Genomic DNA, 25,424 nt, shown 5'->3' with positions numbered 1-25,424 from the left:
CGTAAGTATATTCGTTAGTAAGCTATTTATCTAGATGTTACAAATCTTCCGTTCCTTTACTCTTGAGCGTCTTCCGCGTTCCGCCCCGAGGATCTTCATGCAATTCAAGCCAGCCGTTACCGCCTTGGTATCCGCCGTCGCCCTGGCCACGCTGCTCAGTGGCTGCGAGAAGCAAGAGGCAGCCGCTCCCGCCCCGCAAGCGCCTCAGGTGGGCATCATGACCCTGAAAGCGCAGACCGTTACCCTGACCAACGAGTTGCCTGGCCGCACCAGTGCCTTCCGAATGGCAGAGGTACGCCCACAGGTGGACGGGATCGTCCTCAAGCGGTTATTCAAGGAAGGCGGCGATGTAAAGGCTGGGCAGCAGCTCTACCAGATCGACCCCTCTGTATACGAAGCCACCCTGGCCAATGCCCAGGCAAGCGTCGAGCAGTACCGTTCCCTGACCAACCGCTATAAGCAGTTGATCCAGGAGCAAGCAGTGAGCCGACAGGAATACGACACGGCCCGGGCTCAGCAACTGCAAGCAGAAGCCACGCTGAAAAGTGCCCAGATCAATGTGCGTTACACCAAGGTGTTCGCCCCTATCTCCGGGCGTATCAGCCGCTCCTCGGTCACCGAGGGCGCGCTGGTCACCAATGGCCAGACAATGGCCCTGGCGACCATTTCGCAGCTTGACCCTATCTATGTAGACGTTACCCAGTCCACGGCCGACATGCTCAAGCTGCGTCGCGCACTGGACAACGGGCAGCTGCAAAAAGCCGGGCAGAATTCAGCCAAGGCTCAACTCAAGCTGGAAGACGGTACGACCTACGCCCAGGAAGGTACGTTGGAGTTCTCGGAAGTCTCGGTCGATGAAACCACGGGCTCCGTGACCCTGCGCGCCGTGTTCCCCAACCCTGACCATACCTTGCTTCCCGGGATGTTCGTACATGCCGAACTGATGGCGGGTGTAGCCCAGGCGGCGATTCTCGCACCTCAACGCGGTGTGACCCGCGACCTCAAGGGCACTCCCACCGCCATGGTGGTGACTGCCGACAACAAGGTCGAGCAGCGCCAGCTCAAGACCAGCCGTACCGTAGGGGATGCCTGGTTGATCGAAGACGGCCTCAAGGCCGGTGATCGCTTGATCGTGGAAGGCCTGCAGTACGTAAAGCCTGGGGCAGAGGTCAAGCCTCATGAAGTGAACGCCAGCGCGCCCGCCAACCCGGCAGCGCCCGGCCAGGCCTCGGGAGGCCAGAAGGAGTAAACCATGTCGAAGTTCTTCATTGATCGACCGATCTTCGCTTGGGTAATCGCCCTGGTAATCATGCTGGTGGGTGGCCTGTCCATCCTCAAGCTGCCTATTAACCAATACCCCGCCATCGCACCACCGGCCATCGCCATCGCGGTGAACTACCCCGGTGCGTCGGCTCAAACCGTGCAGGACACGGTGGTGCAGGTCATCGAACAGCAGATGAACGGCATCGACAACCTTCGGTACATCTCCTCGGAAAGTAACTCCGACGGCAGCATGACCATCACGGTGACCTTCAACCAGGGGACCAACCCGGACATCGCTCAGGTACAGGTGCAGAACAAGCTGAACCTGGCCACCCCACTGCTGCCCCAGGAAGTGCAACAACAGGGCCTGCGGGTGACCAAGGCGGTGAAGAACTTCCTGCTGGTGATCGGCCTGGTTTCCAACGACGGCGCCATGACCAAGGACGACCTGGCCAACTACATCGTGTCCAACCTGCAAGACCCTATCTCCCGAACGTCGGGCGTGGGTGACTTCCAGGTGTTCGGTGCTCAGTACGCCATGCGTATCTGGCTCAATCCGGGCAAGCTCAACAACTTCCAGCTCACGCCGCTGGACGTCACGTCCGCGATCGAAGCCCAGAACGTACAGGTGTCTTCTGGTCAACTGGGCGGGCTGCCTGCGCTGCCAGGTACCCAGCTCAACGCAACCATCATCGGCAAGACGCGCCTGCAAACCGCCGAACAGTTCGGCGACATTTTGTTGAAGGTAAACACCGACGGTTCACAGGTGCGCTTGCGCGACGTGGCCGACATTGGCCTGGGTGGCGAGAACTACAGCATCAACGCCCAGTACAACGGCAAAGCGGCCTCGGGCATGGCGATCAAACTGGCGACCGGGGCCAATGCCCTGGATACCGCCAAGGCGATCCGCGCAACCATCGACAACCTCAAGCCGTTCTTCCCCGAAGGCGTAGAGGCGGTGTTCCCGTATGACACCACCCCGGTAGTAACAGAGTCGATCTCGGGCGTCATGCATACCCTGGTCGAAGCCATCATCCTGGTGTTCCTGGTGATGTACCTGTTCCTGCAAAACTTCCGGGCCACGGTGATTACCACCATGACCGTGCCGGTGGTGCTGCTAGGCACGTTCGGTATCCTGGCGGCCGCAGGCTTTACCATCAACACCTTGACCATGTTCGGGATGATCCTGGCCATCGGCTTGCTGGTGGACGATGCCATCGTAGTGGTGGAGAACGTCGAACGGGTAATGGCCGAGGAGCACTTGTCGCCCAAGGAAGCGACCCGCAAATCCATGGGCCAGATCCAAGGGGCGCTGGTGGGCATCGCGCTGGTGCTCTCAGCGGTACTGTTGCCCATGGCGTTCTTCGGGGGCTCTACCGGGGTGATCTACCGGCAGTTCTCCATCACCATCGTGTCGGCCATGGCGCTGTCAGTGTTCGTGGCCCTGGTGTTCACGCCTGCGCTGTGTGCAACGCTGCTCAAGCCGGTCGACCCCGAGAAGCACGGCCAGCCCAAGCGTGGGTTCTTCGGCTGGTTCAACCGCACGTTTGACCGCGGTGTGATGAGCTACGAGCGCGGCGTGGGCCATATGATCCGCCACCGCCTGCCCGCATTCCTGGTGTACATCGTGATCGTTGCGGTTATGGCCTGGCTGTTCACGCGCATTCCCGCCGCCTTCCTTCCCGAAGAAGACCAAGGAGTGATCTTCACGCAAGTACAGACACCGCCCAACACGTCGGCCGAAAACACCCAGAAGGTGCTGGACCGCGCTCGGGAATACCTGCTTGACAGTGACAACGGTGAAGGCGCGGCGGTCAAGTCTGTGTTTACCGTGAGCGGTTTCAACTTCGCGGGCCGTGGGCAGAGTTCGGGCCTGGCCTTCGTGATGCTCAAGCCATGGGACGAGCGTGATTCGAGCATGAGCGTGTTCGAAGTGGCCAAGCGCGCCCAAGCGCACTTCATGGGCTTTGCCGACGCCATGACCTTCGCTGTGGTGCCGCCGTCAGTGCTCGAACTGGGTAACGCTACCGGCTTCGACTTCTACCTGCAGGACCAAGGTGGCGTGGGCCATGCCAAGCTAATGGAAGCGCGCAATCAGTTCCTGGGGCTGGCGGCGCAAAGCAAGATCATCACCGGCGTACGCCCTAACGGTTTGAGCGATGAGCCTCAATACCAGCTGCTGATCGACGACGAGCGAGCCCGCGCGCTGGGCCTGAGCCTGTCGGATATCAACAGTACCTTGTCAGTGGCGCTGGGCGGCCGTTACGTCAATGACTTCATTGACCGTGGCCGAGTGAAAAAAGTGTATGTACAGGGGGACGCCAGCGGCCGCATGAGCCCTGAAGACCTCGAAAAATGGTACGTACGCAACAGCAGCGGGAAGATGGTGCCCTTTACGGCCTTCGCGACCGGCAAGTGGTCGTACGGCTCGCCCAAGTTGTCCCGTTATAACGGCGTGGCGGCTGAGGAAGTATTGGGTACGCCAGCGCCTGGCTACAGTACGGGCCAAGCCATGGACGAGGTAGCCAATCTGGCCAAACAGCTACCGGCAGGTATCGGTTACAGCTTTACCGGCTTGTCGTTCGAAGAGCGCCTGTCCGGCTCCCAGGCCCCTGCGCTGTATGCGCTGTCCCTGTTGGTAGTGTTCCTTTGCCTGGCGGCCCTGTATGAAAGCTGGTCGATTCCGATCGCGGTCATCCTGGTAGTGCCCCTGGGTGTGGTCGGTGCCTTGATCGCCACGAGCCTGCGCGGCTTGTCCAACGATGTCTTCTTCCAGGTAGGCTTACTGGTCACTGTAGGTTTGGCGGCAAAGAACGCGATCCTTATCGTGGAATTCGCCAAAGAGCTGCACGAACAGGGGAAGAGCCTGCTGGACGCTGCCGTAGAGGCGTGCCGCATGCGTCTGCGCCCGATCGTCATGACCTCCATGGCGTTCATTCTGGGTGTGGTGCCCCTGGCCATCTCCAGCGGCGCAGGGTCCGGCAGCCAGCATGCCATCGGTACAGGTGTTATCGGCGGTATGATCACGGCAACCATTCTGGCTATCTTCTGGGTGCCTATGTTCTTCGTAGCGGTATCGTCTCTATTCAAAGGTCGCGATAAGCACGACAAGCACCACGACCCTAAACCTGAGGAGGCTGGCCAATGAGCAAGTCCCTGATTGCCCTGGCGGTCGCTACCGCCCTCATCAGCGGCTGTTCGCTGATCCCTGAGTACAAACAGCCGGCCGCCCCCGTCGACAGCCAGTACCCGCAAGGGGCGGCCTACGCCCCGGCGGACGCCGCACAGGTTGCCGCCGCCGAACAAGGCTGGCGGGAATTCTTCCGCGACCCGGCGCTACAACAGCTGGTGGAGCAAGCGCTGCAGAACAACCGCGACCTCCGGGTCGCCGCCTTGAACGTGGATGCGTATGCCGCGCAGTTCCGCATCCAACGCGCCGATCTGCTGCCAGCGATCTCAGCCGATGCCGCCGGTACGCGCCAGCGTACCCCCGCCGACCTCTCTGCTACCGGGCGTTCGGGCATCTCAAGCACCTATGCGGCCACCTTGGGTATATCGGCTTACGAGCTGGACTTGTTCGGCCGCATCCGCAGCCTCAGTGAGCAAGCCCTGGAAAGCTACCTGGCTACGGAAGAGGCGCGCCGTTCCACGCAAATCAGCCTGGTGGCGAGCGTGGCTAATGCTTACCTCACCTGGCAGGCCGATAAAGAGCTGTACCAGCTAACGCAAGACACCCTCAAGGCGTATGACGAGAGTTTGCGCTTGACCAGCCGCAGCGCTGAGGTTGGCGTGTCTTCGGCTCTGGACCTGAGCCAGGCGCGTACCGCCGTGGAAGGCGCGCGCGCCAACCTGGCACGGTACCAGCGCCAAGTGGCGCAAGACCTGAACAACCTCACGGTACTGGTAGGGGCGCCACTACCGGCCGACCTGCCCGCTACTCAGCGGCTCGATGCGGATATGCTCACCGAAGTCCCGGCCGGGCTGCCGTCGGATTTGCTGGCGCGTCGCCCAGATATCTTGCAGGCCGAGCATAACCTCAAGGCTGCCAACGCCAATATCGGTGCCGCCCGGGCGGCGTTCTTCCCCAGCATCAGCCTGACGGCCAGCGCCGGTACTGCCAGCGCAGACCTCGACGGGTTGTTCAAGGGGGGCTCTGGGCGTTGGGTGTTCAGCCCATCCATCAGCTTGCCGATTTTCAATGCCGGTGCGCTGGAAGCGAGCCTGGATTATTCAAAAATCCAAAAGGACATCAACGTCGCCACCTATGAAAGGACGATCCAGACGGCCTTCCAGGAAGTCTCGGACGGGCTGACCGCGCGCAAGACCTACACCGATCAGTTGCAGGCTCAGCGTGATCTGGTCAAGTCCAGCGAAGACTATTACCGCCTGGCGGACCGCCGCTACCGTATCGGCGTCGACAGCCACCTCACCCTGCTCGATGCGCAACGCTCACTGTTCAGTGCGCAACAGTCGCTGATCAGTGATCGGCTGGCACAGCTCACCGCTGAAGTGAACCTGTACCGTGCGCTGGGCGGTGGCTGGTATGAACACACCAACCAAACCGGCCCGCAACCGGCCAAAGCCCCCAAGGGCGGATTCCTCTAACCCTGCCTCTTCTGCGCTACGTTTAGGCCCCTGCCCGTCCCTCGCGCCGGGGCCTGAACGCTCATCTACCCGCTCCCTCCCCTCCGTCGTCAGCCTTCGCTCGCCTTCATCTACGCCACGCGGCCTACGCCTTTGGCAGTAAGTTGCGCAGTGGGCTGTGAATAACCCTGTGCACACTTTACTTGGCGCCTTACGTTTAACTGGTTCTAGTGAGGTGTGCAATAACCCATCTATAGTTGCGCAACTTATCGCGCACTTATCACAACTGTCGATAGAGATACGTTGTAGGCATTTGTTTAGAAGCGGGTTTAATCCTTGTACTTAAAGGCTCCGCGTTAGTTGGCATGTTACTTGTTAATCCCTTGATCACAGCCAGGCCCGCCAAGGGGCCTGATTGCCTCACGTTGCTGACTCAAGCCCTGATACCTGTCGGGGCTAGCACAAGGATCAAGGAATGTTCGCGCCAGCCCATCACACCCGTTTCACGCTCACCTTCCAGGGGTTTTCCGCGCAGGCTCAGGTCCTGGCGTTTCATGGCCGGGAGGCGATCAGCGAACCCTTCATGTTTGACATCGACCTGGTCAGTGAGCACAGTGCACTCGACCTTGAGCACTGGCTACATACGCCTGCCTTCCTCCAGCTGTCACCCTGCGGCCGTGGTATTCACGGGCAGGTCTATCGTGTTGGCCAAGGTGACTCCGGCACGCGCCTGACCCGGTATTCGCTTACGTTGCGGCCGCGCCTGTACTACCTGAGCCACCGCATCAACCAGCGTATCTTCCAGCACCTCAGCGTGCCGGCCATCATCGCAACACTGCTCAAGGAGCACGGCATCCTGAGCAACGCCTATACCTTCAATACACGGATCACCTACCCCAAGCGACGCTACTGCGTTCAGTACGACGAATCGGATCTGCAGTTCATCGAGCGCCTGTGCGAGGAAGAAGGGCTTCACTACCACTTTCAGCACAGCGCTACCGGCCATGTGCTGGTGTTTGGCGATCACCAGGCGCTGTTCACCACACTCACTCCGGTGGCCTATCACCAAGGCTCCGGCATGGTCGCTGAGCACCCTGTGGTCAAACACTTCAGCGTGCGCCTCGAAACGCGTACCAGCCACGTCACCCGCCGCGACCATGACTTCAAAAAGCCGCGCCTGACATTGGAAAGTGAGCACCGCGGCCCCGGCCCGCGCCAGCTGGAAGATTACCGCTATCCTGGCCCCTTTACCCACCGGACCTGGGGCAAGCACCTGGCTACCCGCGCGCTTGAGCGGCACCAAAGCGATGCCCAACTGGCCGAAGGCGATAGCGATCAGCCGCTACTCACCAGTGGCACCTTCATGCCCCTGACCCAGCACCCGAAGGCCCAATGGAACGACCGCTGGCTGATTACCCAGGTCACCCATGAAGGCAAACAGCCTCAGGTATTGGAAGAGTTCGTGACCCACGACGCCAGCCCCAACGCGGGCTTTGAGCAAGGTTACCGCAACCGCTTTCAGGCCACGCCGTGGGCCGTGCCCTACCGGCCACCGCTCAGGCACGCTAAACCCCGGATGCTGGGCAGCCAGCGTGCTGTGGTCACCGGCCCGGTGGGTGAAGACATTCATTGCGATACCTATGGGCGGGTGAAGGTGCAGTTTTACTGGGACCGCGCCGGGCAGGCAGACGACAAGACCAGTTGCTGGCTGCGGGTGTCGTCCGCATGGGCCGGCGCGGGCTACGGTGGGATTGCCATCCCCCGCGTAGGCATGGAGGTGCTGGTGAGCTTCGTAGACAGCGACCCTGACCAGCCAATCATCACGGGCTGCCTCCACCATGGCGAGCACCTGGTGCCCTACGAGCTGCCGGCGCACAAAACCCGTAGCACGTTCAAAACCCTGAGTTCCCCAGGGGGCGCTGGCTATAACGAATTACGCATTGAGGACAAGGCGGGTTCGGAGCAGATCTTCCTGCATGCCCAGCGCGACCTGGACCTGCACATCGAGCACGACCAGGTCACCCATATAGGCCACCAGCGGCACGAGACCGTAGTACACAACAGCTACCAGGCGTTCGAGGCTGAGGAACACCACAGCGTACAGGCTGACCGCAAGGTACACGCTCATGCCGACGACCACCTGACCGTGGGCGACACCCAGCACGTAAAGGTAGGCACCCGCCAGCTGGTAAACGCTGGGCGCGAGATCCACCTCAGCAGCGGGATGAAGGTGGTGATTGAGGCCGGCAGTGAGCTGACACTCAAGGTCGGCAGCAGTTTTATCAAGCTGGACGCCAGTGGCGTCACCCTGAGCGGGCCAACGGTAAGGGTGAACACAGGGGGCAACCCAGGGCAAGGCTCCGGGGCCAAGCCCTTGTTGCCGGGGCCTGTGCAACCGGCAGACACCGATACACCGGGGGCGGTGCTGGTACCCGCTCAGCGCCAGGCGCTGGCACGCGCTACCCCTCGTTGCGAAGTCTGCGAACAAGCTGCCAAGGAGGCCGCACAATGAGCACTGTCCCTTACGCCAACTTTTTATTGATTGACGGCGTACTGCGCCCCAATGCGCTGTTCGAGCTGTATCAACGCCCCGAGCCGCTGGAGATCGAGCCCCTCTACCTGGGCACCCGCTGGAGCGACCTGCATGACCTGGGGCCAATACTGGTCGCGGTTCAGCCCCCCTCCACTCTGGTGAGCGACACCTATCACACCACCGCCGCACCAGCCGCAGTCGGCCTGTTGCACAGCGCTGCGCCACTAAAAGCGGTGGCCGACCACCTGCGCCGATTCATTGCGCCGCCGGACGTACTGGGCGGCAGCGGCCTGCTGCGTTTTGCCGACCCGTGGGTGGCGCTTCATTGGCTCAACAGCTACGAGGGGGTTCACCGGGATGCGCTGCTGGGGCCTATAGACGCCTGGCACCTGCCCGAGCGCCCACCGGTGTGGGCAGCAAATGATGTCTGGGCCTGGCACAGCTTACGCAGGGCTGCCCCGCCACCGCCTTGGGCAGAAGCCCAAGCGCGCCTGGGGCAGGCGCAACTCGACGCGCTGGACCAGGCCACACGCCTGCCCTTGGCGGAGCGGTTGTACACCGGGTTTCAACATACGCTTCCTGAGCCACTGGCCCGTATTGACCATAACCAACTGGCCCTATGGTTCGACGCGCGTATGAACGAGGCCCAGGACTGGGGCATTACCAGCGAGCGAGGGCTTGCCCTGTGGGCCGAGTACAGCCTGCGCTGGGGCGAGGGGTTCGCTTCGCAGCCTGATGGCCCCTATCAACACTGGCTTGCCTGCACGCCACACGCCCGCACCCTTCCCCCTGAACACCGCCTCGCGCACCTGGACAAGGCCTGCCTGTGCACCGAACTGACCAAGGAGGTCCAATGAACGACCCTGAATACCGCGCCCAATTACGCCGGGTCAGGCGCAACCAAGCCTTCAGCAACGCCCCCTTCGGCATGGGCCTGTGCCCACTTCAATCGGCGGAGGTGGCGATCTTCCCGGTGCGCCATGCCCTGGACGAAGCCCCCAGCCAGCCCGGCAGCCCACAGGGCCCGCACCCGCTGCCTAAAGGCTGGGCAAGCCACCTGCCTGTGCGAGCGCTTTCGCCAGCACCCCGAGCAGGCGCACTGAACCAGAAGCCTGAGCCTGCCCCAGTTCCAGGACACCGCCCTGTTCGTGGCCCTGGACGACCCCCTGGCCCTGATCGACGACCTGACCATGAGCCTGAGTAGCCGGGTGCAGGAGTTGCAGCAATTCCAGAACGAGCACCAGTATCGGATGCAGAGCGCTGCGGTGGTGGAGCAACTGTGCGGGATCGACACCGAGGCCCTGACGCCTACCACGCCCAAGGACCCGGTGCAGCGGCAGGCGTATGCGGATGATCTGTATGGGTTGCTCCACACCTATGACGACCTGCGCTCACAGGTACCCACTCTTTCAGTAGAGTGGCTGGCGACCACACAAGCGGCCGACGCACGCTCCAAGGCGGCATGGGGCCATCTGCCGGCGGGCCCAGGCCGCCGCCCTCATGGACACCGCTCATGCTCTCTACCACCTACTGAGCACGTGCACGGGTGGGCAAGCCTGGTTACAACACCAAACCCGGCAGCCAACCACACTGTTCGGCCTGGCACGCTTCAACTTCAACGCTGAAATCGCCGAGTTGCTCACCTCCGTGGCCCGGCGCTTCAGCAGCACTGGCACGCCGGAGGGCAGCACCCCAGGGCTGAGCCTGAACAACCCCAGCGATGCTACCAACCTGGGCACCCGCGCTAATGAACTGAAAGCCGTACTAAACCTGCCACAGGTGCGCGATAGCCAACTCTATAAAGCCATGAGTGAGGCGGCCAAGGCCAGTTTCACCACCTTGATTACAGTGGCCAATGACCAGGCGGCAAAGGCCTGGCACGGGATCGGCGCCATCCTGATGGGGACGCTGGATGCTGCAACTCAAGGGCCTGCAGACCAAAATCAACGGCCTCAACACCGTCTCGCAGCGCCCCGCGCCCGCCCGTGACCACCACGCCGCGCGTATCCAGCAGCACCACCTGAATCAGGAGATGGACGCCCTTTTCCTCAAGCGCCCGCTACAGATCACCGCCAGCGTGTCCGGGCACACCCGCTTGAACGCCACACTCCCGAACTCAATGAAAGTGGCCCAGGCCGGTTATACGAGGTGGTTACGCAAAGCGGGGCGTTTGGCTGGCGAGGGAGACCTACTTAAGGCCGTCACTGCGAACGAGTTCGCTACCATTTCCAAAGGTTTGATATTACGAACCGCCACGTGGGCTGCACTAGGCGCGATTGCAGCAGGCCTTGAAGCGTGGCAATTAGAGAAGAAAATCAGTCATGCCTCCGGTGAGGACGAAGCCGCTTTGCTAAATATAAAGCAATGGGCAGTGATAGGAACGTCAACTGTCTCTTCATTCCAACTAACAGGCGCAGCGTTCGGCCACCAGTTCACCTTCAATTGGCTAATGTCTACACCGGTGACCATCATTATTGCGGTACTAGGCATCGCCTACCTCGTGATCTCACTCTTGGCCAACCGTTACAAACGCGAGGGCCTTCGCCTCTGGTTATACCGATACCAGTGGGCAAAGCCTTAATACAGCAGTGGGGCAGAAGTGCCTGGAAGAATGCGGGCTTCTGGGTCCAAGTTCAGCTTCCTCAAGTATTGGCCAGTAAAACCATCATCCTGAAGCCTGTGATAGTCGAGCGAGGGCTGTTGGCCCAGGATCAGCCACACAGCCTGCGCGAACATTTCTATGAGCAGTTCCTTAATGGCAACTGGGTAGACTCTAGCCTATTAGGGCGCTTGCCAGACCGGCCCGGTTCCAGCACTCAGCATGTTGACTTCGCCTACACCGATCAACACGAGCACCGTGTGTGGCAGGTGTGGATAGAAACCACCTCCCGCAGTTGATCTTTGAATTGGAGATTCAGTACCCATCTGGGGCCCTTGCCCTGGGCAGGGCCCCGTCTTACCTGTTCCGAATGGCAATAGTTCAACAGGCCCACGAAGCGGATCGGGTGACGAGCATCCTGGACGGCGAGCTCAAAGACACCAGCGATATCGTGCTAGTGATCATCGTGCTGCAGATACGCTGCCTTCTTTGGCAGTCGGAAGCTGAACAGGAACGCCACCACCATCATGGCCGTCACGTACCAGTAGAAGGCGTTTTCGCTGCCGGCGCTTTTCAGGCTAAGGGCCACGAACTCAGCCGACCCGCCGAACACAGCGTTGGCCACGGCGTACGCCAGGCCGACGCCCAGTGCCCTTACTTGAGGTGGGAACATCTCGGCTTTCACCAGCCCGCTGATGGAGGTGTAGAAGCTGATGATGGCCAAGGCCAGGGTGATAAGTATGAAGGCAATCACGGGGTTGGTAGTGGTCTTGAGGGTCATCAGGATCGGCACGGTGCACACGGCACCTAACCCACCAAACCACAGCATGGAGTTGCGGCGGCCAATGCGGTCGCTCAGGGCACCGAACAGCGGCTGCATGCACATGAACAGGAACAGGGCGCCCGTCATGATGAAGCTGGCCGTTTCGGCGCTCATCTTGGCGGTGTTCACCAGGTATTTCTGCATGTAGGTGGTGAAGGTGTAGAAGATCAACGAACCGCCAGCGGTGTAGCCCAGTACGGTGATAAAGGCCAGGCGGTGGTGTTTGAACAGGCTGCGCAGGGTGCCCGCTTCTTTGTCTTCACGGCTTTGCGGTTTCAGGGTTTCATCCAGCGAACGGCGTAGCAAAAAAGCGATGATTGCGGCCATGGCACCGATCACAAAGGGCACGCGCCAGCCCCAATCCATCAGTTCGGCCTTGCTGAACAGCTTTTGCATGACCACCACGACCAACACTGCCAGCAGTTGGCCGCCGATCAAGGTCACGTACTGGAAGGAAGCGAAGAACCCACGCTGGCCGCTTAGGGCCACTTCGCTCATGTAGGTGGCGGTGGTGCCGTATTCACCGCCCACTGACAAGCCTTGGAACATGCGAGCCAGTAACAGCAGGAAAGGCGCCGCCAGGCCAATGCTCTGGTAGGTCGGCAAGAAGGCGATCACTAACGAGCCTACGCACATCATGACCACGGAAATCATCATGGAGGTGCGACGGCCATAGCGGTCAGCGATCCGCCCAAACAGCCAGCCCCCCACAGGACGCATCAGGAAGCCCGCGGCGAATACACCGGCGCTCTGTATCAACTGAACCGTAGGGTCGTCGGAAGGAAAGAAGGCAGGCGCAAAATAAAGCGCAAAGAACGCATAGATGTAGAAGTCGAACCATTCGACCATGTTGCCGGATGAGGCACCGACAATTGCAAAAATCCGCTTGCGTCGCTCTTCGCTGGTGTAATGCGTCGTTGTCATTGTGTGAGTCTCTTGAAAAATGAGTACGGGCGCCCGCCGCAACATTCAAGACAGCACGCATTCGCCCATCCCCCCTATAACCGCGTCGGTGGCGGGTTGGGAAACGCGTGGACAACGTTTTACCGGGGCGCCCACCCCCTGTGTGGTTCGAAGGGCTATACCCGTTCCACGGCGAGTGCAACGCCCTGCCCCACGCCCACGCACATAGTGGCCAGGGCGCGCCTGCCGCCGCTGCGTTCCAATTGGCGGATCGCCGTGACGACCATGCGCGCGCCGCTCATGCCCAAAGGGTGCCCAAGCGCAATGCCACCACCGTTGGGGTTAACGTGCGCAGCGTCGTCCGCCACGCCCAGAGCCCTGAGCACGGCCAGGCCTTGTGCGGCGAAGGCTTCATTGAGCTCAATTACATCGAAGTCTTCCATGCTCAGGCCTAGCCGCTGATTGAGCTTGCGTACTGCAGGCACAGGGCCGATGCCCATCACCCGCGGTGCCACGCCTGCACTGGCTATGCCCAATACGCGTGCTCGCGGCGTCAGACCCTGCTGCTGAACGGCGTCGGCCGAGGCCAGGATCAGCGCGGCGGCGCCGTCATTGACCCCCGACGCATTACCGGCAGTCACGGTTTTATCTGGGCCGTTTACTGGCGTGAGCCGCGCAAGTGCTTCCAGGGTAGTGTCTGGCCGTGGGTGCTCATCAGCGTCAACAAGCGTGTCGCTTTTTTTGCCGACAATACGCACCGGCTCGATCTCGCCCTTGAAAAAGCCTTCGGCCAAGGCGGCGGCATAGCGCTGCTGGCTACGCAGGGCGAACGCGTCTTGATCCGCACGCGAGATGTGGTAGTCCTGTGCGACGTTGTCGGCGGTTTCCGGCATGGAATCCACACCGTAGTGCGTCTTCATGAGCGGGTTGATGAAGCGCCAGCCAATGGTGGTGTCCTCCATTTTCAGGCTGCGTGAATACGCACTCTCGGCTTTGCCCATCACAAAAGGCGCACGGGACATGGACTCAACGCCGCCCGCGATGGCCAATTCCATTTCGCCACAGGCGATGGCCCGGAACGCACTGCCCACCGCGTCCAGCCCCGACGCACACAAGCGGTTCAGGGTAATGCCCGGTACCGTTTCAGGCAGGCCTGCCAGCAACAATGCCATGCGCGCCACGTTGCGATTGTCTTCACCGGCCTGGTTGGCGCAGCCCATGAACACCTCGTCCAACGCGCTCCAGTCCACCTGGGGGTTGCGGGCCATCAATGCCTTGATCGGAATGGCTGCCAGGTCGTCAGCGCGCACAGCAGCCAGGGCCCCGCCAAACCGACCTACCGGGGTACGAATGGCATCACAGATAAATACGTCTCTCATCACGCCTCTCCTGGGGTCTGGCCGTGAGCGGTCGCAGTGCGTGCTTCAAGTTCACGTAACGCGGTCAGCTCTTCTTGCGTAGGCGCACCGGTAGCGGTCACCTGTTCAGCGAAGCGCACCGGCCAACCGGTAGCGGCAGTGATTTGCTCCCGAGTCACGCCTGGGTGGATCGCAGTCACGACGAACTCGTGGGTGCCTGCCTCCGGCTCCATGATGCACAGGTCAGTGATAATGCCCACCGGCCCGGCACCTGGCAGGCCGAGGCGTTTACGGGAATCGCCCCCCTCGCCATGACCCACGGAGGTAATGAAGTCTAGTTTTTCTACGAAGCTGCGGTGTGACTGCTTGAGAATGATCAGCACGCTTTTGGCAGAGCCTGCGATCTCAGGGGCGCCGCCCGCGCCTGGTAGCCGTACTTTGGGGCTATGGTAGTCCCCCACGACCGTGGTGTTGATATTGCCGAAACGGTCCACTTGGGCGGCGCCCAGGAAGCCCACGTCGATACGCCCCCCTTGCAGCCAGTAGCGGAAAATCTCGCCAGTCGGCACCACGGTGTCAGCGGTTTCCGCCAGTTCGCCGTCGCCAATCGACAATGGCAATACGCTGGGCTTTGCGCCGATAGGCCCCGACTCATAGATAAGCACCACGTCCGGGGACGAGGTCAGGCGTGCCAGGTTGGCCGCCTTGGAAGGCAGGCCGATGCCGACGAAACACACCGCTCCGTTCTTTAAGCGACGAGCTGCGGCGACGGTCATCATTTCGGATGTGGAATAGTTCATCAGGCAGCCCCCCCTTCCTGGCTGAGTGTGGCGCGGAACTCGGCGAAGTCGCGGGTGCCGCGTATGTGGGTGTCGATCCAGGCGGTGAAGGTATCGCGGTCCCGGGCGATCGGGTCCCACGCTTGATAAAAGCGGTTGTCCCGTTCGGTATACCCGTGAGCATAGGATGGGTGGGCCCCGCCCGGCACCAGGCACACCGCCGTGAGCGCCCAGGTGGGTAACACGCAGGCATTCATGGGCGCCTGAAGATCGTCCACGATCTCTTCCACGGTCACGATGCACCGCTTGGCTGCCAACGCTGCTTCTTTTTGTACGCCCAGGATGCCCCACAACAACACGTTGCCCTTGCGGTCAGCCTTTTGTGCATGGATGACGGTCACGTCGGGCCGCACCGAGGGCACCGCTGCCAGCACCTCACCCGTGAAAGGGCAGGTCACGGTCTTGATCAGCGGGTTTACCTTTGGCAAATCGGAGCCTGCATACGCGCGCAATACCGCGAAGGGCAAGCCAGAGGCCCCTGCCACATAGGCATTCGCCAGGTCGGCATGGCTGTGTTCTTCCAGTTCGAGCGGCTGAGGCCACTGTTTTTCCACGGCATCGCGTAGCCGATGCAACGACCCCACGCCTGGATTACCCCCCCAGGAAAAAATCAACTTACGTGCGCAACCTGCGCCAATCAGCTGATCGTAGATAAGGTCGGGGGTCATGCGCACCAGGGTCAGGTCTTTCTTGGCCTGGCGAATGATTTCATGACCGGCGGCCGTAGGAATCAGATGAGTGAAGCCTTCCAGGGCGACCGTATCGCCGTCGTTTATGTGCTGCTTCACGGCGTCGTGGAGCGAGAGAAGTTCAGCCATGGGGCCCGGCCTCGTGTCATCGGTATCGGATAGATGAAAAGCACTTCACCGGTGGCTGGTGCTCCTCTGTTGGCAGGAGGTTAAGCCTGAGGCCGCTGCCAAACAATTCGATTATCGATTATCTGTTCGATGATCGAACGATACCGCCAAGTCGCTGACCGCGCCTTATGCGAATAGCTGACTGCTCAACTCCCGGCTTGCTGCCAACATAATCGGCAAGAAGCGCTGCTCCAACTCGGTACGACTGACACGCCCGGCATGAGTGCTTACATTCAACGCGGCCAGTACCTGGCCAGAGGCGTCGTAAACCGGTACAGCAATAGACCTCAAACCCTGCTCCAACTCTTGATCGACAATGCACCAGCCCTGTTCGCGCACTGCCTGAAGGCACTCGGCCAGCTGAGTTTGATCGGTCAGTGTTCTACGTGTCTTGGCCTGCAACTCCACCTGCTGCAAATACTCCTTGAGGGTAAAATCATCCAACGCCGATAACAGGATTCGCCCCATCGAAGTGCAGTACGCAGGCAGTCTCCCGCCTACGGAAAGGTCGACTGATATAAGCCGTTGAGTGGTTGCACTGCGAGCAATGTAAAGAATGTCGTCCCCTTCCAGCGTCGCCATATTGCAGGCCTCATGCAGTTGCTCGCTCATCCGGTCAAGGTAAGGCTGGGCAGATACGGCCAACGGCGTAGACGATAAGTAAGCATGCCCCAGGGTGAGTACTTTGGGCAGTAACGAGTAGGTGCGCCCATCCGTGGTGGCATACCCCAGTTTGATCAAGGTATACAAACAACGCCTCACAGCAGCCCGCGGAATTTCGGTGCGGTGGCTGATCTGAGCGATGGTCAAATGACGCTTGCGCTCTTGGAAGGCCTGCACCACCGCAAGCCCTCGGGCCAGAGAAGTCATGAAGTCGGGATCGCCGGTCAGCGCCTGAATACGTTTGGCTGGAGAGGCGACGATAGGGGGCGCCAGCGCGCTGAACGAAGTACGCAATTGATCATTCATGGTGAGCCTCCAGAAACGGGTGGAGGCCAGTATAGGCCGATTACCGAACAGCCGACCGATAATCGCCGCTGCCTGCACAAGGCCGTGCACTGTCTTGCGAAGCCCGAAAACACGGCTGGCGAAGCGCGTATAAAAAGGCCGGAACATACGCATAGCTGACATTCACACGTTTCACATCTACGTGTGAATGTGCACTGAGGATCCAAACAACCCTAAGTTTGGGCGCACCTCGGGCAGTGCAAAAGTGAGCATGTAAATTTTTCTTCTATATTTCGAAACCAATAGCAAGTTGACTGTTCTGAACGGATAGCGCTAATGTTGCGCATCGATTCCCCGCCCGCTCTATAGCAGCCTGGATTACTGTGATGCGCTAGCCACGATCACCAGCGCTAGCACCTTTACTTTTACACTCCGCACAAGGTAAGAACGTGACTAAAGATGAACTGCGCGCCGAACTTGAGCGCCAGGAAAAACGCTACAAGGATGTTTATGGTGGTGAAATCACCACGTACGCCGCACAGCCCGAACCTGAACGCAAACCATGGCGAAAGCGCGCCAGCTTGCTGGACCAAGCGTTTCAGCATGAACTCGAAAAAATCGAAAAAGAGCTCAAATCGCCAGAAGCGTCATGAGCCCCAAGGCCTATTGGCCGCTTAACACGCGCGCCATCTCGGGGCCTTGAACGGTAGGGTTGTCGGATCGACAGGCGAAAGCATCGAAGCGCGCTTTTTTCTGTCATAATCGCGCCCCCTTATCGGCTGGTCACAAAACCTTCATGATCGATCTATTCAGCGGACTGGACGCCTGGGTCCTTATAAGCCTGTTCCTGGCTTTGGCCTTCGTCCTTGCCTTTGAGTTCATCAATGGCTTTCATGACACCGCGAATGCGGTGGCGACCGTCATTTATACCAAGGCCATGCCGCCGCACCTTGCGGTGCTGCTGTCCGGGCTATTCAACTTCCTGGGCGTCTTGCTGGGCGGCGTGGGCGTTGCCTACGCGATTGTCCACTTGCTGCCGGTAGAGCTGCTGATCAACGTGAACACCAGCCATGGGCTTATCATGGTGTTTTCATTGTTGGCAGCCGCCATTGCCTGGAACCTGGGTACTTGGTACTTCGGTATCCCAGCCTCCAGTTCGCATACTCTGATTGGGTCAATCCTTGGCGTAGGCCTGGCCAATGCCCTGATCAACGACATTCCCTTGCGTGATGGGGTGAACTGGCAGAAGGCGATCGATATCGGCGCTTCTCTGGTTGTCTCGCCCTTGGTCGGATTTGGCGTAGCGGCGCTGATGCTGATAGCACTCAAACGCTGGCGCCCTCTGTCCAAGATGCATAAAACGCCAGACCAGCGGCGCAAGCTCGATGACAAGAAGCACCCGCCTTTCTGGAATCGCCTGGTGCTAGTACTGTCGGCATTGGGCATGAGCTTCGTGCACGGCTCCAATGATGGCCAAAAAGGCATTGGCCTGATCATGCTGGTGCTTATCGGTATCGTACCGAACCAGTTCGTCCTGGACCTCAATAGCAGCACGTACGAAATCGAGCGCACCCGCGACGCGACCCTGCACCTGTCTCAGTTCTATCAGCGCAACAGCGACACTGTGGGGGAATTCCTGGCATTGGGCAAAGCCGCCCCGGGCGACCTGCCAGGGCAATTCGAATGCAACCCCTTGCAGACTGAACCTACCCTGGCAGCCCTGCAGGAAAACCTGCGCGGTGTATCGGACTACCACAGCGTCTCGCCTGATAAACGCATCGAGACCCGGCGCTTCCTGCTGTGCCTGGACGATACCGCGCGCAAGGTAGGCAAGCTTCCAGGCCTGGATGCACGGAAAAAAGCCGACCTGGACAAACTGCGCAAAGACCTTACCAGCACGACTGAATACGCACCGTTCTGGGTCATCTTCGCAGTGGCCCTGGCCTTGGGCGTAGGTACCATGGTGGGCTGGCGTCGGGTTGTGCTCACCATCGGTGAGAAGATCGGCAAACAGGGCATGACCTACGCTCAAGGTATGTCGGCTCAAATCACCGCTGCATTGGCGATTGGCTTGGCCAACGTCTTCAGCCTGCCCGTCTCCACCACCCACGTACTCTCCTCCGGCGTGGCTGGCACCATGGTCGCCAACCGCAGCGGGCTTCAAGGCAGTACCGTCAAGAACATCATGCTGGCCTGGGTGCTGACGCTCCCGGTGGCCATGGGCCTAGCGGCCGGTCTGTTCTGGCTGGCGTCCCTCATGGTCGCCTGACGCTACACTGCTTTACATCAGGGCACGCACAGGCGTGCCCTTTTCTTTACCTGATAACCGAAGCCGCAAGATCGAACATATAAAGTTCATAAGGGTCCATGGTAGGGACCACGGCCCGGAAGGAAGCTGATCGTGCACATTGCTGACATCACCATGTTCTACGCCCCAGCCAGCGGTGGGGTCAGGACGTACCTTGATGCCAAACATCGTCGCCTGACCGGCAGGGCCGGTATTCGCCACAGCCTGTTGATTCCCGGCCCCCACCTCAGCGAAGACAATGGCGTTTATAAAGTCCCCGCGCCTGCGCTCCCCTTTGGGAACGGTTACCGCTTTCCGGTGAGGCTCGCCCCTTGGTGCAAGGTGCTCAAAGGCCTGCAACCCGATGTCATCGAGGTAGGTGACCCTTACCTGACCGCCTGGGCGGCCCTGGATGCGCGTCGCCAACTGGATGTACCTGTCATAGGGTTTTATCACTCCGACTTGCCCTTGCTGGTCAGCAATCGCATGGGCAACTGGTTTACGCCTAATGTAGAAGCTTATGTCAGCAAGCTGTATGGAAACTTCGATCGCGTGCTTGCCCCGAGTCGAGTGATGGCCGATAAACTTCGCCGCCTGGGTATACGAGACGTGCACGTGCAGCGCTTAGGCGTGGATGTCGATGTTTTCAACCCTACGCGGCGTGACCCGTTGTTACGCAAGCAACTGGGTATAAACGAAGACGCGCACTTGTTGATTTTCGCCGGGCGTGGCTCTAAAGAAAAAAACATCCCAGTGCTGCTCGATTGCATGCGGCACCTGGGCTCGGATTATCACTTGGTGCTGGTGGGCTCTAACATGCCTGCGAACGTGCCGCCCAACGTCACCGTAATCAACAACTTCTGCCCTATCCCCGAAGTGGCGCGGCTGATGGCCAGCGCCGACGCACTGTTGCACGCAGGCAATCAGGAAACCTTTGGGCTGGTGATACTGGAAGCCATGGCCAGCGGCATCCCCGTAGTGGCGGTGGACGCCGGTGCGTTCAAAGAACTGATCACCGACGAAGGCGGCCTGCGCTGCCCTGCAGGCGACCCCGGCGCCATGGCCGAGTGCGTGCGCCAGCTGTTCGGCGCCGACCCAGCGGCCTGGGGCCAACGTGCCCGCGCCTATGTAGAGCGAGAGTATGCATGGGGTGCGGTAGTCAATGGCCTGCTAGGTCACTATCGCGCGGTACAAAACAGTTATGGCGTTCCGGTGGCTGCCCATGGTTGATGCACAGCAAGCCCGGCCCAGCGTTCTCTTGGTGCTGCACGACGTAGCGCCAGAAACCTGGAAGGATTACCAGCCGTTCGTCGAGGCCGTCGATGCGCTCGGCAATGTGCCTATGACGCTGCTGGTAGTGCCAGACTTCCATCATCGTAACCCACTGGGCGCGCACCCTGGCTTCAGGCAGCTTCTGGACCAGCGCTTGGCGCGCGGTGATGAGTTGGCGCTGCATGGCTTTTACCACGCCGATGACGCACCAGCGCCTCGTACGCCCAAGCAGTGGTTCATGCGCAGGGTGTACACCTGGGAAGGCGAATTCTATACCTTGGCCGAGCAACAGGCCCTTGAACGTATCAGCCGAGGCGCCGAACTGTTCCAAGGGTTCGACTGGCCCCTGGAAGGCTTTGTGGCGCCGGCCTGGCTGATGAGCGAAGGCACGCGTCAGGCGCTGCAACGTTTGCCCTTCTCGTACACCAGCGACCCTCAGCACTTCTATCGGCTGCCATCGTTCGAGAAGATCAAGGCCCCTGGCCTGGTGTGGAGTGCCGGAAGCGCCTGGCGCCGCGGCTTGTCTCAAGCCATTAGCGAATGGCAACTCAGGCGGTGGCAAGAGGCGCCAACGGTCAGGCTGGGCTTGCACCCCGTTGACATGCGTCATTCCCACTCACGGGAATACTGGCTGTCCACCCTGCGGCGTTTACTTGAGCAAGGACGCGTGGCGCAAACCAAGCAGCAATGGTTGGCCGCCTACCCACGCCTGGCCCAGGCGGCATGAAACGCCTCGCCTGGTTGGCGGTGGCCATTGCCATCGCCATTGCATTGCCGTGGGCACTGGGCGGCGGCGAATTGTTGGGCAGGCTGCGTGGTTTTCCACTGCCTTTGCTTATCCTGATGTTTGCAATGATCGGCCTGTGCTGGACACTCAACGCTCTGCGCTTGAGGCTATTGCTGCAAGCCCAAGGCAAAACACTGAGCCTGTCACGTACGGTGGGTATGGTCATGGCAACGGAGTTCGCCATCTGTGCTACGCCAGGCGGCAGTGGGGGGCCGTTGGCATTGGTAGCGCTGCTTAACCGTCAAGGTATAAGCGCCGCCCGCAGCAGCGCGGTCTTTGCAACCGATCAACTCAGTGACCTGCTGTTTTTCGGCCTCGCCGTAGGCGGCGTATTGCTTTACGCGCTGTTTCACAACCTTAATAGCCGGCTGGAATGGCTATTGGGCAGCAGTGCTTTGCTGATGTCACTGGCACTGTGCACGTGCTGGGCGGTAGGCCGTCATCAACGGCGTTTCGTAGCGCTGTCGGGTTACCTGCTTGCCCGCTGCCGTATGTCACGCCTCCATCGTTGGCGCTGGGCCCGACGCTGGCTGCACTTCGTGCATGCCTTCAAGGATACGCTGGGCATGCCAAAGCCGTTGCTTGTATTGGCCTTTGCGCTAACGTGCGCGCATTGGGGCCTGCGCTTCAGTATTCTTTGGCTGGCACTGAGAGGGCTGGGCGCAGAGTTGGACTGGGCGTGGAGTTTTCTGGTGCAAATGTTATCGCTGAGCGCGGGGCAATTCAGCTTACTGCCCGGTGGAGCGGGTGCTGCGGAGCTGACCAGTGCGGCGCTGCTCGCGCCGATGGTTGGCAAATCCACTGCGGCCGCAGGCATCCTGATATGGCGGGTCGTGACCTATTACTTCTACCTGTTGGCCGGGGCACCCGTGTTCGTGCTGATGGTCGGCAAGCCTTTGCTACGCCGGTTAATGGCATTCAAGCAGGCTTAGGCGCGCCTGGCTGAGATGGATACACCGCTTCCCATAGCTCACGAGCGCCTGGAAACTCCGTACCGGCCTGCTCATCCAGGGCATCAGGGTCGTAACGCAAGGTGCAGCCCTCCCCCACCGTAGCCGGTGGGAAAGCGGTGGCGCGGTCTAGCGGATGCGTCATGCCGTGCCCCTCAGGGTTAATCGAAGACGACGGTCTTGTTGCCATGGACTAGTACACGGTCTTCCAGGTGGTAGCGCAGGCCACGGGCCAGGACCATTTTCTCTACATCGCGGCCTAGCCGAACCAAATCCTCAGTGCTATCGCTATGGCTGATACGCACCACGTCCTGCTCGATGATCGGCCCGGCATCCAACTCTTCGGTCACATAGTGGCATGTGGCGCCGATGAGCTTGACGCCCCTGGCGGCCGCTTGATGATAAGGCTTGGCCCCTACGAAAGACGGCAAGAAGCTGTGATGGATGTTGATCACTCGCTGAGCATAAGTGCTGCACAACTGAGGCGGCAGGATCTGCATGTAGCGGGCCAATACCACCACATCAGCGGCGTGCTCGCTGACCAGTCGAGACACTTCGGCAAACGCCGGTTGTTTATTCTGTGCGTCGACAGGAACGTGGTAGTACGGAATGCCATGCCATTCCACCATGCTGCGCAAGTCCTCGTGGTTGGAGATAACGCAGGCGATGTCACAGTCCAGCTCCTGGCTATGCCACCGGTGCAGCAAATCGGCCAGGCAATGGGATTCGCGGCTTGCCATCAGCGCTACACGTTTCTTGCAGGCGGAATCGTTGATATGCCAAACCATCGAAAAAGCGGCGGCGATGGGTGCAAAGGCGGCGCGCAATTCCTCCAGGCCAAACGGCAGGCTGTCGGCGCGGATCTCATGGCGCATGAAGAACCAACCGCTCTGTTCATCCGAGTGATGACTTGCTTCAGTGATCCAGCCATTGTGCGAGGCAAGGAAATGGCTGACCTTGGCGACAATGCCAACCCCATCAGGGCAGGCTATCACCAACCGGAAAGTGCGCATCGGTAAAGCTCCAGTACATCGAAAAAGAGCGCCATTCTAACCAGTGCAGCACAAATCTGCAGTAGCCATAATGCCGCTGAGCGCGCTACCTGGTACGGCAATCTCGCACGATCCCTGGCCCCACGGCCCCGATTCACATAAATATAAAGACATACAATGCGGCGTTGAGTATTTATAAGATAAATGAGCCTAATGCAGCTTAATCTTTACTCTATTAACCCAGATGTTTATTATTGGCCCAGATCATCAACCCCTTCATAGGTAGTGTCATGTCACTCATCAACGAATACCGCACCACAGAAGAAACCATCAAGGAACTGCAAGCTCGCCTGCAAAGCCTGTCTCAAGACAAAAACCTGCAAACCGAGCTGGAATTCGAAGGTAAATTGCGTGACCTGATGGGCGAATATCAAAAGTCGCTGCGCGACATCATCGCACTTTTGGATCCGGAAGCACGCAACACTAAACCTACTCGTGGTGCCCCAGTTAAAACTACTGGCACAAAGCGCGCCCGTAAGGTTAAACAGTACAAGAACCCCCACAACGGTGAAATCGTCGAAACCAAAGGCGGCAACCACAAAACCTTGAAAGAGTGGAAAGCCAAGTGGGGCGGCGACGAAGTGGAAAGCTGGGCAACCCTGCTGGGCTAAATACCCCGCTTTGCGACGAACGCCAGCCTTGCTGGCGTTTTTTTATATCTGGAATTTAAGCCGGAGCGCGTTTACATGCTGCTGCCACTGCCCCAACAGTGAACGCTGGGCCTCAGTGGCGCCCTTGAGCGCGTGCGCCAGGGCTGTCTCGAAGCTTGCCAGTGTATGAGGCGCACCATAGGCTGGATCGGTCAGACGCCCCTTACAAAAGGCTTGCCATTGAGCACGCTCGATTGGGTCCAGAGTCGCCGGATAGTTGCGGGCTCGATAACGAAACAACAACTCAGGCAGCCGTGGGTCATCAAACATCCAGGTATGACTCGCCAGGGCTTGAGGGGCGGTTTCCCTAACTTGCTGACACAGCCGCCGGTCCCGGTCGCCGATAAAACCTGCATACAGCTGCTGCTCAGGGTCATCACTGACCGCAAACTCGTCGCTGCTGTAAATGTGCTCAAGTTTTTGTGCCCAGACATTCTGGGCATCGTGCAGCCCTTTAATTCGACGCTCAAAAACAGAAAAATCCAATTGCAAACGTTCGCGATCTTCTTTGGTGAGTGCCGACAAAGGTGCGATAGCGGGGCAGCGGTTCACATGGATCAACTTTAACGGAACGGGTAACTGCCCTTCTTCCAATTGATCGCGCCGAGTGTATAGCCGCCTCGCCAGTACTTCCTGATCCTCCTCCCACAAGAGTCGTGGGTCGTGATCTAGGTCACACACCACCAGTGCATTACGATTGCGGGGATGCCAACGCAAGGGCAAAACGATACCCAGGTAATTTCGCGCTGCCCCAAACCGCCCGGAGATATGCACCATGGGCCGCATTAATTGAATACGCTCGATGACTTTATGCTTGCTGCGCATCTCGAACATCCAGTTGTACAGGCGGGGCTGCCGCTCGCGTATCAACCGGGCCAGCGCAATGGTGGCGCGCACGTCAGACAACGCATCATGCGCCTGGCCGTGTTCCAAGCCATTGGCCTGAGTCAGCAGCTCTAGCTTCAGCGACACCTGGCCGTTTACTCTCGGCCATTCAATACCCTGCGGGCGCAGGGCATAAGCAGCCCTTACCAGGTCGATCAGGTCCCAACGGCTGTTCCCGCCCTGCCATTCTCTGGCATAAGGGTCGTGGAAGTTGCGGTACAGGCTGTATCGAGTGACCTCGTCGTCGAAGCGTAGGTTGTTATAGCCCGCCCCGCAGGTTCCCGGTTGCCCTAGCTCAGCCTGTACCCGATTCATGAACGCCACTTCGCTCAGCCCACGTTCGCGCAACCGAAGGGGATCAATGCCGGTAACCAGGCAGGCCGCCGGATGCGGCAGGATGTCGTCAGCCAGTTGGCAATACAGATTGACCGGCGTGTCGATTTCATTGAGGGCGAGGTCCGTGCGGATACCGGCTACCTGTACCGGTCGGTCGCGGCTAGGGACGATGCCGGTGGTTTCAAAGTCATACCAGAACACGCTATGGGTCACGAAAGGTCCTTACTGAACGCCATTGCACAGTTTAAGGCGCGCCTGCCACTTACGCGAGACGCAGGTTCGCATGTTCGCAGGTTCGCAGGTTCGCAGGTTCGCAGGTGAGTTGCTTGAATGGCCGCGCATGGCTAGCATCACCCCTCCTCCTCCTCACGTGAATGGGCTATGTTGTTTCAAACGATGCCTGCCTGTTTACACCCTCCTCGCGGTGGCGTTGTGCGCCCTGCCAGCCTACTGTTAGCCGCTCTGGCAGTCGAATGCACGCCCGCCTCGGCGCATGCA

At 59.8% G+C, this 25,424-nt stretch carries 23 protein-coding genes; 15 read left to right on the top strand and 8 right to left on the bottom strand.

All coding sequences use genetic code 11. The features are described 5' to 3' along the window. The first annotated feature begins 97 nt into the window (after positions 1–97). The 9 genes from AC4LE2_RS04685 (at position 98) to AC4LE2_RS04645 (ending at position 11,278) form a co-directional block, all read left to right on the top strand. Positions 98–1,249 carry an efflux RND transporter periplasmic adaptor subunit gene (locus AC4LE2_RS04685; RefSeq protein WP_491824426.1) on the top strand — a complete coding sequence of 384 codons (1,152 nt, stop codon included), beginning with the start codon at positions 98–100 and terminating at the stop codon, positions 1,247–1,249. Between the two features lie 3 nt (positions 1,250–1,252). Then, entirely contained in the window at positions 1,253–4,411 is a 3,159-nt protein-coding gene (locus AC4LE2_RS04680) for an efflux RND transporter permease subunit (RefSeq protein ID WP_491824424.1), read from the top strand. Then, a complete protein-coding gene (gene adeC, locus AC4LE2_RS04675) occupies positions 4,408–5,868 on the top strand; it encodes an AdeC/AdeK/OprM family multidrug efflux complex outer membrane factor (RefSeq protein ID WP_491824422.1) in 1,461 nt (486 codons plus the stop codon). The genes AC4LE2_RS04680 and adeC overlap by 4 nt, the downstream gene beginning before the upstream one ends. A 454-nt stretch (positions 5,869–6,322) precedes the next feature. Then, entirely contained in the window at positions 6,323–8,359 is a 2,037-nt protein-coding gene (locus AC4LE2_RS04670) for a type VI secretion system Vgr family protein (RefSeq protein ID WP_491824420.1), read from the top strand. Further along, positions 8,356–9,237, top strand: a complete 882-nt coding sequence (locus tag AC4LE2_RS04665; protein ID WP_491824419.1) for a DUF4123 domain-containing protein — start codon at positions 8,356–8,358, stop codon at positions 9,235–9,237. Before AC4LE2_RS04670 ends, AC4LE2_RS04665 begins: the two co-directional genes overlap by 4 nt. After that, on the top strand, positions 9,234–9,584 hold the full coding sequence (locus AC4LE2_RS04660; RefSeq protein WP_491824417.1) for a hypothetical protein: 351 nt from the start codon (positions 9,234–9,236) through the stop codon (positions 9,582–9,584). Before AC4LE2_RS04665 ends, AC4LE2_RS04660 begins: the two co-directional genes overlap by 4 nt. Before the next feature lie 296 nt (positions 9,585–9,880). Beyond that, the gene (locus AC4LE2_RS04655) at positions 9,881–10,369 is read left to right on the top strand and encodes a hypothetical protein (RefSeq protein WP_491824415.1); all 489 of its coding nucleotides are present in this window, start codon (positions 9,881–9,883) and stop codon (positions 10,367–10,369) included. Further along, positions 10,293–10,961, top strand: a complete 669-nt coding sequence (locus tag AC4LE2_RS04650; RefSeq protein WP_491824414.1) for a hypothetical protein — start codon at positions 10,293–10,295, stop codon at positions 10,959–10,961. Before AC4LE2_RS04655 ends, AC4LE2_RS04650 begins: the two co-directional genes overlap by 77 nt. Then, on the top strand, positions 10,946–11,278 hold the full coding sequence (locus tag AC4LE2_RS04645; protein ID WP_491824412.1) for a hypothetical protein: 333 nt from the start codon (positions 10,946–10,948) through the stop codon (positions 11,276–11,278). The genes AC4LE2_RS04650 and AC4LE2_RS04645 overlap by 16 nt, the downstream gene beginning before the upstream one ends. Before the next feature lie 155 nt (positions 11,279–11,433). Here the strand turns inward: AC4LE2_RS04645 and AC4LE2_RS04640 are convergent, their stop codons facing one another. The 5 genes from AC4LE2_RS04640 to pcaR all read right to left on the bottom strand — a co-directional run bounded on the left by AC4LE2_RS04640 (position 11,434) and on the right by pcaR (position 16,728). Beyond that, positions 11,434–12,726, bottom strand: coding sequence for an MFS family transporter (locus AC4LE2_RS04640; protein ID WP_491824410.1), 1,293 nt, complete (start codon positions 12,724–12,726; stop codon positions 11,434–11,436). Positions 12,727–12,881: 155 nt separating this feature from the next. Continuing rightward, on the bottom strand, positions 12,882–14,087 hold the full coding sequence (pcaF, locus tag AC4LE2_RS04635; protein ID WP_491824408.1) for a 3-oxoadipyl-CoA thiolase: 1,206 nt from the start codon (positions 14,085–14,087) through the stop codon (positions 12,882–12,884). Next, the gene (locus AC4LE2_RS04630; protein ID WP_491828047.1) at positions 14,084–14,866 is read right to left on the bottom strand and encodes a CoA-transferase subunit beta; all 783 of its coding nucleotides are present in this window, start codon (positions 14,864–14,866) and stop codon (positions 14,084–14,086) included. The genes pcaF and AC4LE2_RS04630 overlap by 4 nt, the downstream gene beginning before the upstream one ends. Next, positions 14,863–15,720, bottom strand: a complete 858-nt coding sequence (locus tag AC4LE2_RS04625; RefSeq protein WP_491824406.1) for a CoA transferase subunit A — start codon at positions 15,718–15,720, stop codon at positions 14,863–14,865. The genes AC4LE2_RS04630 and AC4LE2_RS04625 overlap by 4 nt, the downstream gene beginning before the upstream one ends. A gap of 165 nt (positions 15,721–15,885) precedes the next feature. Next, positions 15,886–16,728, bottom strand: a complete 843-nt coding sequence (gene pcaR / locus AC4LE2_RS04620; RefSeq protein WP_491824404.1) for a pca regulon transcriptional regulator PcaR — start codon at positions 16,726–16,728, stop codon at positions 15,886–15,888. A gap of 428 nt (positions 16,729–17,156) precedes the next feature. Between pcaR and AC4LE2_RS04615 the strand changes: the two genes are divergently transcribed. The 5 genes from AC4LE2_RS04615 to gpgF all read left to right on the top strand — a co-directional run bounded on the left by AC4LE2_RS04615 (position 17,157) and on the right by gpgF (position 21,985). Further along, entirely contained in the window at positions 17,157–17,360 is a 204-nt protein-coding gene (locus AC4LE2_RS04615) for a hypothetical protein (RefSeq protein ID WP_491824402.1), read from the top strand. Positions 17,361–17,503: 143 nt separating this feature from the next. Beyond that, the gene (locus AC4LE2_RS04610; RefSeq protein WP_491824400.1) at positions 17,504–18,976 is read left to right on the top strand and encodes an inorganic phosphate transporter; all 1,473 of its coding nucleotides are present in this window, start codon (positions 17,504–17,506) and stop codon (positions 18,974–18,976) included. 132 nt (positions 18,977–19,108) lie between these two features. Next, the gene (gpgS, locus tag AC4LE2_RS04605) at positions 19,109–20,224 is read left to right on the top strand and encodes an N-acetylglucosaminyl phosphatidylglycerol synthase (RefSeq protein ID WP_491824399.1); all 1,116 of its coding nucleotides are present in this window, start codon (positions 19,109–19,111) and stop codon (positions 20,222–20,224) included. Beyond that, positions 20,217–20,993, top strand: a complete 777-nt coding sequence (gene gpgD, locus AC4LE2_RS04600) for an N-acetylglucosaminyl phosphatidylglycerol deacetylase (RefSeq protein WP_491824397.1) — start codon at positions 20,217–20,219, stop codon at positions 20,991–20,993. The genes gpgS and gpgD overlap by 8 nt, the downstream gene beginning before the upstream one ends. Then, positions 20,990–21,985 carry a glucosaminyl phosphatidylglycerol flippase gene (gpgF, locus tag AC4LE2_RS04595; RefSeq protein ID WP_491824396.1) on the top strand — a complete coding sequence of 332 codons (996 nt, stop codon included), beginning with the start codon at positions 20,990–20,992 and terminating at the stop codon, positions 21,983–21,985. The genes gpgD and gpgF overlap by 4 nt, the downstream gene beginning before the upstream one ends. Here the strand turns inward: gpgF and AC4LE2_RS04590 are convergent. Together AC4LE2_RS04590 and purU are read right to left on the bottom strand one after the other, a co-directional pair. After that, the gene (locus AC4LE2_RS04590) at positions 21,972–22,148 is read right to left on the bottom strand and encodes a hypothetical protein (protein WP_491824395.1); all 177 of its coding nucleotides are present in this window, start codon (positions 22,146–22,148) and stop codon (positions 21,972–21,974) included. The genes gpgF and AC4LE2_RS04590 overlap by 14 nt on opposite strands. Before the next feature lie 16 nt (positions 22,149–22,164). Continuing rightward, positions 22,165–23,016 (bottom strand): formyltetrahydrofolate deformylase, encoded by an 852-nt coding sequence (purU, locus tag AC4LE2_RS04585; RefSeq protein ID WP_491824394.1) that lies wholly within the window; start codon positions 23,014–23,016, stop codon positions 22,165–22,167. A gap of 269 nt (positions 23,017–23,285) precedes the next feature. On the opposite strand from purU, the gene mvaT reads away from it, so the two are divergent. Continuing rightward, entirely contained in the window at positions 23,286–23,666 is a 381-nt protein-coding gene (mvaT, locus tag AC4LE2_RS04580; protein WP_491824393.1) for a histone-like nucleoid-structuring protein MvaT, read from the top strand. 42 nt (positions 23,667–23,708) lie between these two features. Here mvaT and sbcB read toward each other — a convergent pair whose 3' ends face one another. Next, positions 23,709–25,139 carry an exodeoxyribonuclease I gene (gene sbcB, locus AC4LE2_RS04575; protein WP_491824391.1) on the bottom strand — a complete coding sequence of 477 codons (1,431 nt, stop codon included), beginning with the start codon at positions 25,137–25,139 and terminating at the stop codon, positions 23,709–23,711. Between the last annotated feature and the right edge of the window lie 285 nt (positions 25,140–25,424).

This window comes from Pseudomonas sp. 9.3L (assembly GCF_058536285.1).
Note: the sequence above shows the minus strand (reverse complement) of the source record. Positions and strands in the feature narration are given on the sequence as shown.

Coding starts and splice junctions, on each gene's coding strand:
- mvaT (WP_491824393.1), top strand. CDS start 23,286: ATGTCACTCATCAACGAATACCGCACCACAGAAGAAACCATCAAGGAA.
- AC4LE2_RS04650 (WP_491824414.1), top strand. CDS start 10,293: ATGCTGCAACTCAAGGGCCTGCAGACCAAAATCAACGGCCTCAACACC.
- AC4LE2_RS04660 (WP_491824417.1), top strand. CDS start 9,234: ATGAACGACCCTGAATACCGCGCCCAATTACGCCGGGTCAGGCGCAAC.
- AC4LE2_RS04625 (WP_491824406.1), bottom strand. CDS start 15,720: ATGGCTGAACTTCTCTCGCTCCACGACGCCGTGAAGCAGCACATAAAC.
- pcaR (WP_491824404.1), bottom strand. CDS start 16,728: ATGAATGATCAATTGCGTACTTCGTTCAGCGCGCTGGCGCCCCCTATC.
- gpgF (WP_491824396.1), top strand. CDS start 20,990: ATGAAACGCCTCGCCTGGTTGGCGGTGGCCATTGCCATCGCCATTGCA.
- AC4LE2_RS04655 (WP_491824415.1), top strand. CDS start 9,881: ATGGACACCGCTCATGCTCTCTACCACCTACTGAGCACGTGCACGGGT.
- gpgD (WP_491824397.1), top strand. CDS start 20,217: ATGGTTGATGCACAGCAAGCCCGGCCCAGCGTTCTCTTGGTGCTGCAC.
- AC4LE2_RS04665 (WP_491824419.1), top strand. CDS start 8,356: ATGAGCACTGTCCCTTACGCCAACTTTTTATTGATTGACGGCGTACTG.
- AC4LE2_RS04670 (WP_491824420.1), top strand. CDS start 6,323: ATGTTCGCGCCAGCCCATCACACCCGTTTCACGCTCACCTTCCAGGGG.
- adeC (WP_491824422.1), top strand. CDS start 4,408: ATGAGCAAGTCCCTGATTGCCCTGGCGGTCGCTACCGCCCTCATCAGC.
- AC4LE2_RS04640 (WP_491824410.1), bottom strand. CDS start 12,726: ATGACAACGACGCATTACACCAGCGAAGAGCGACGCAAGCGGATTTTT.
- AC4LE2_RS04685 (WP_491824426.1), top strand. CDS start 98: ATGCAATTCAAGCCAGCCGTTACCGCCTTGGTATCCGCCGTCGCCCTG.
- AC4LE2_RS04590 (WP_491824395.1), bottom strand. CDS start 22,148: ATGACGCATCCGCTAGACCGCGCCACCGCTTTCCCACCGGCTACGGTG.
- AC4LE2_RS04680 (WP_491824424.1), top strand. CDS start 1,253: ATGTCGAAGTTCTTCATTGATCGACCGATCTTCGCTTGGGTAATCGCC.
- AC4LE2_RS04610 (WP_491824400.1), top strand. CDS start 17,504: ATGATCGATCTATTCAGCGGACTGGACGCCTGGGTCCTTATAAGCCTG.
- purU (WP_491824394.1), bottom strand. CDS start 23,016: ATGCGCACTTTCCGGTTGGTGATAGCCTGCCCTGATGGGGTTGGCATT.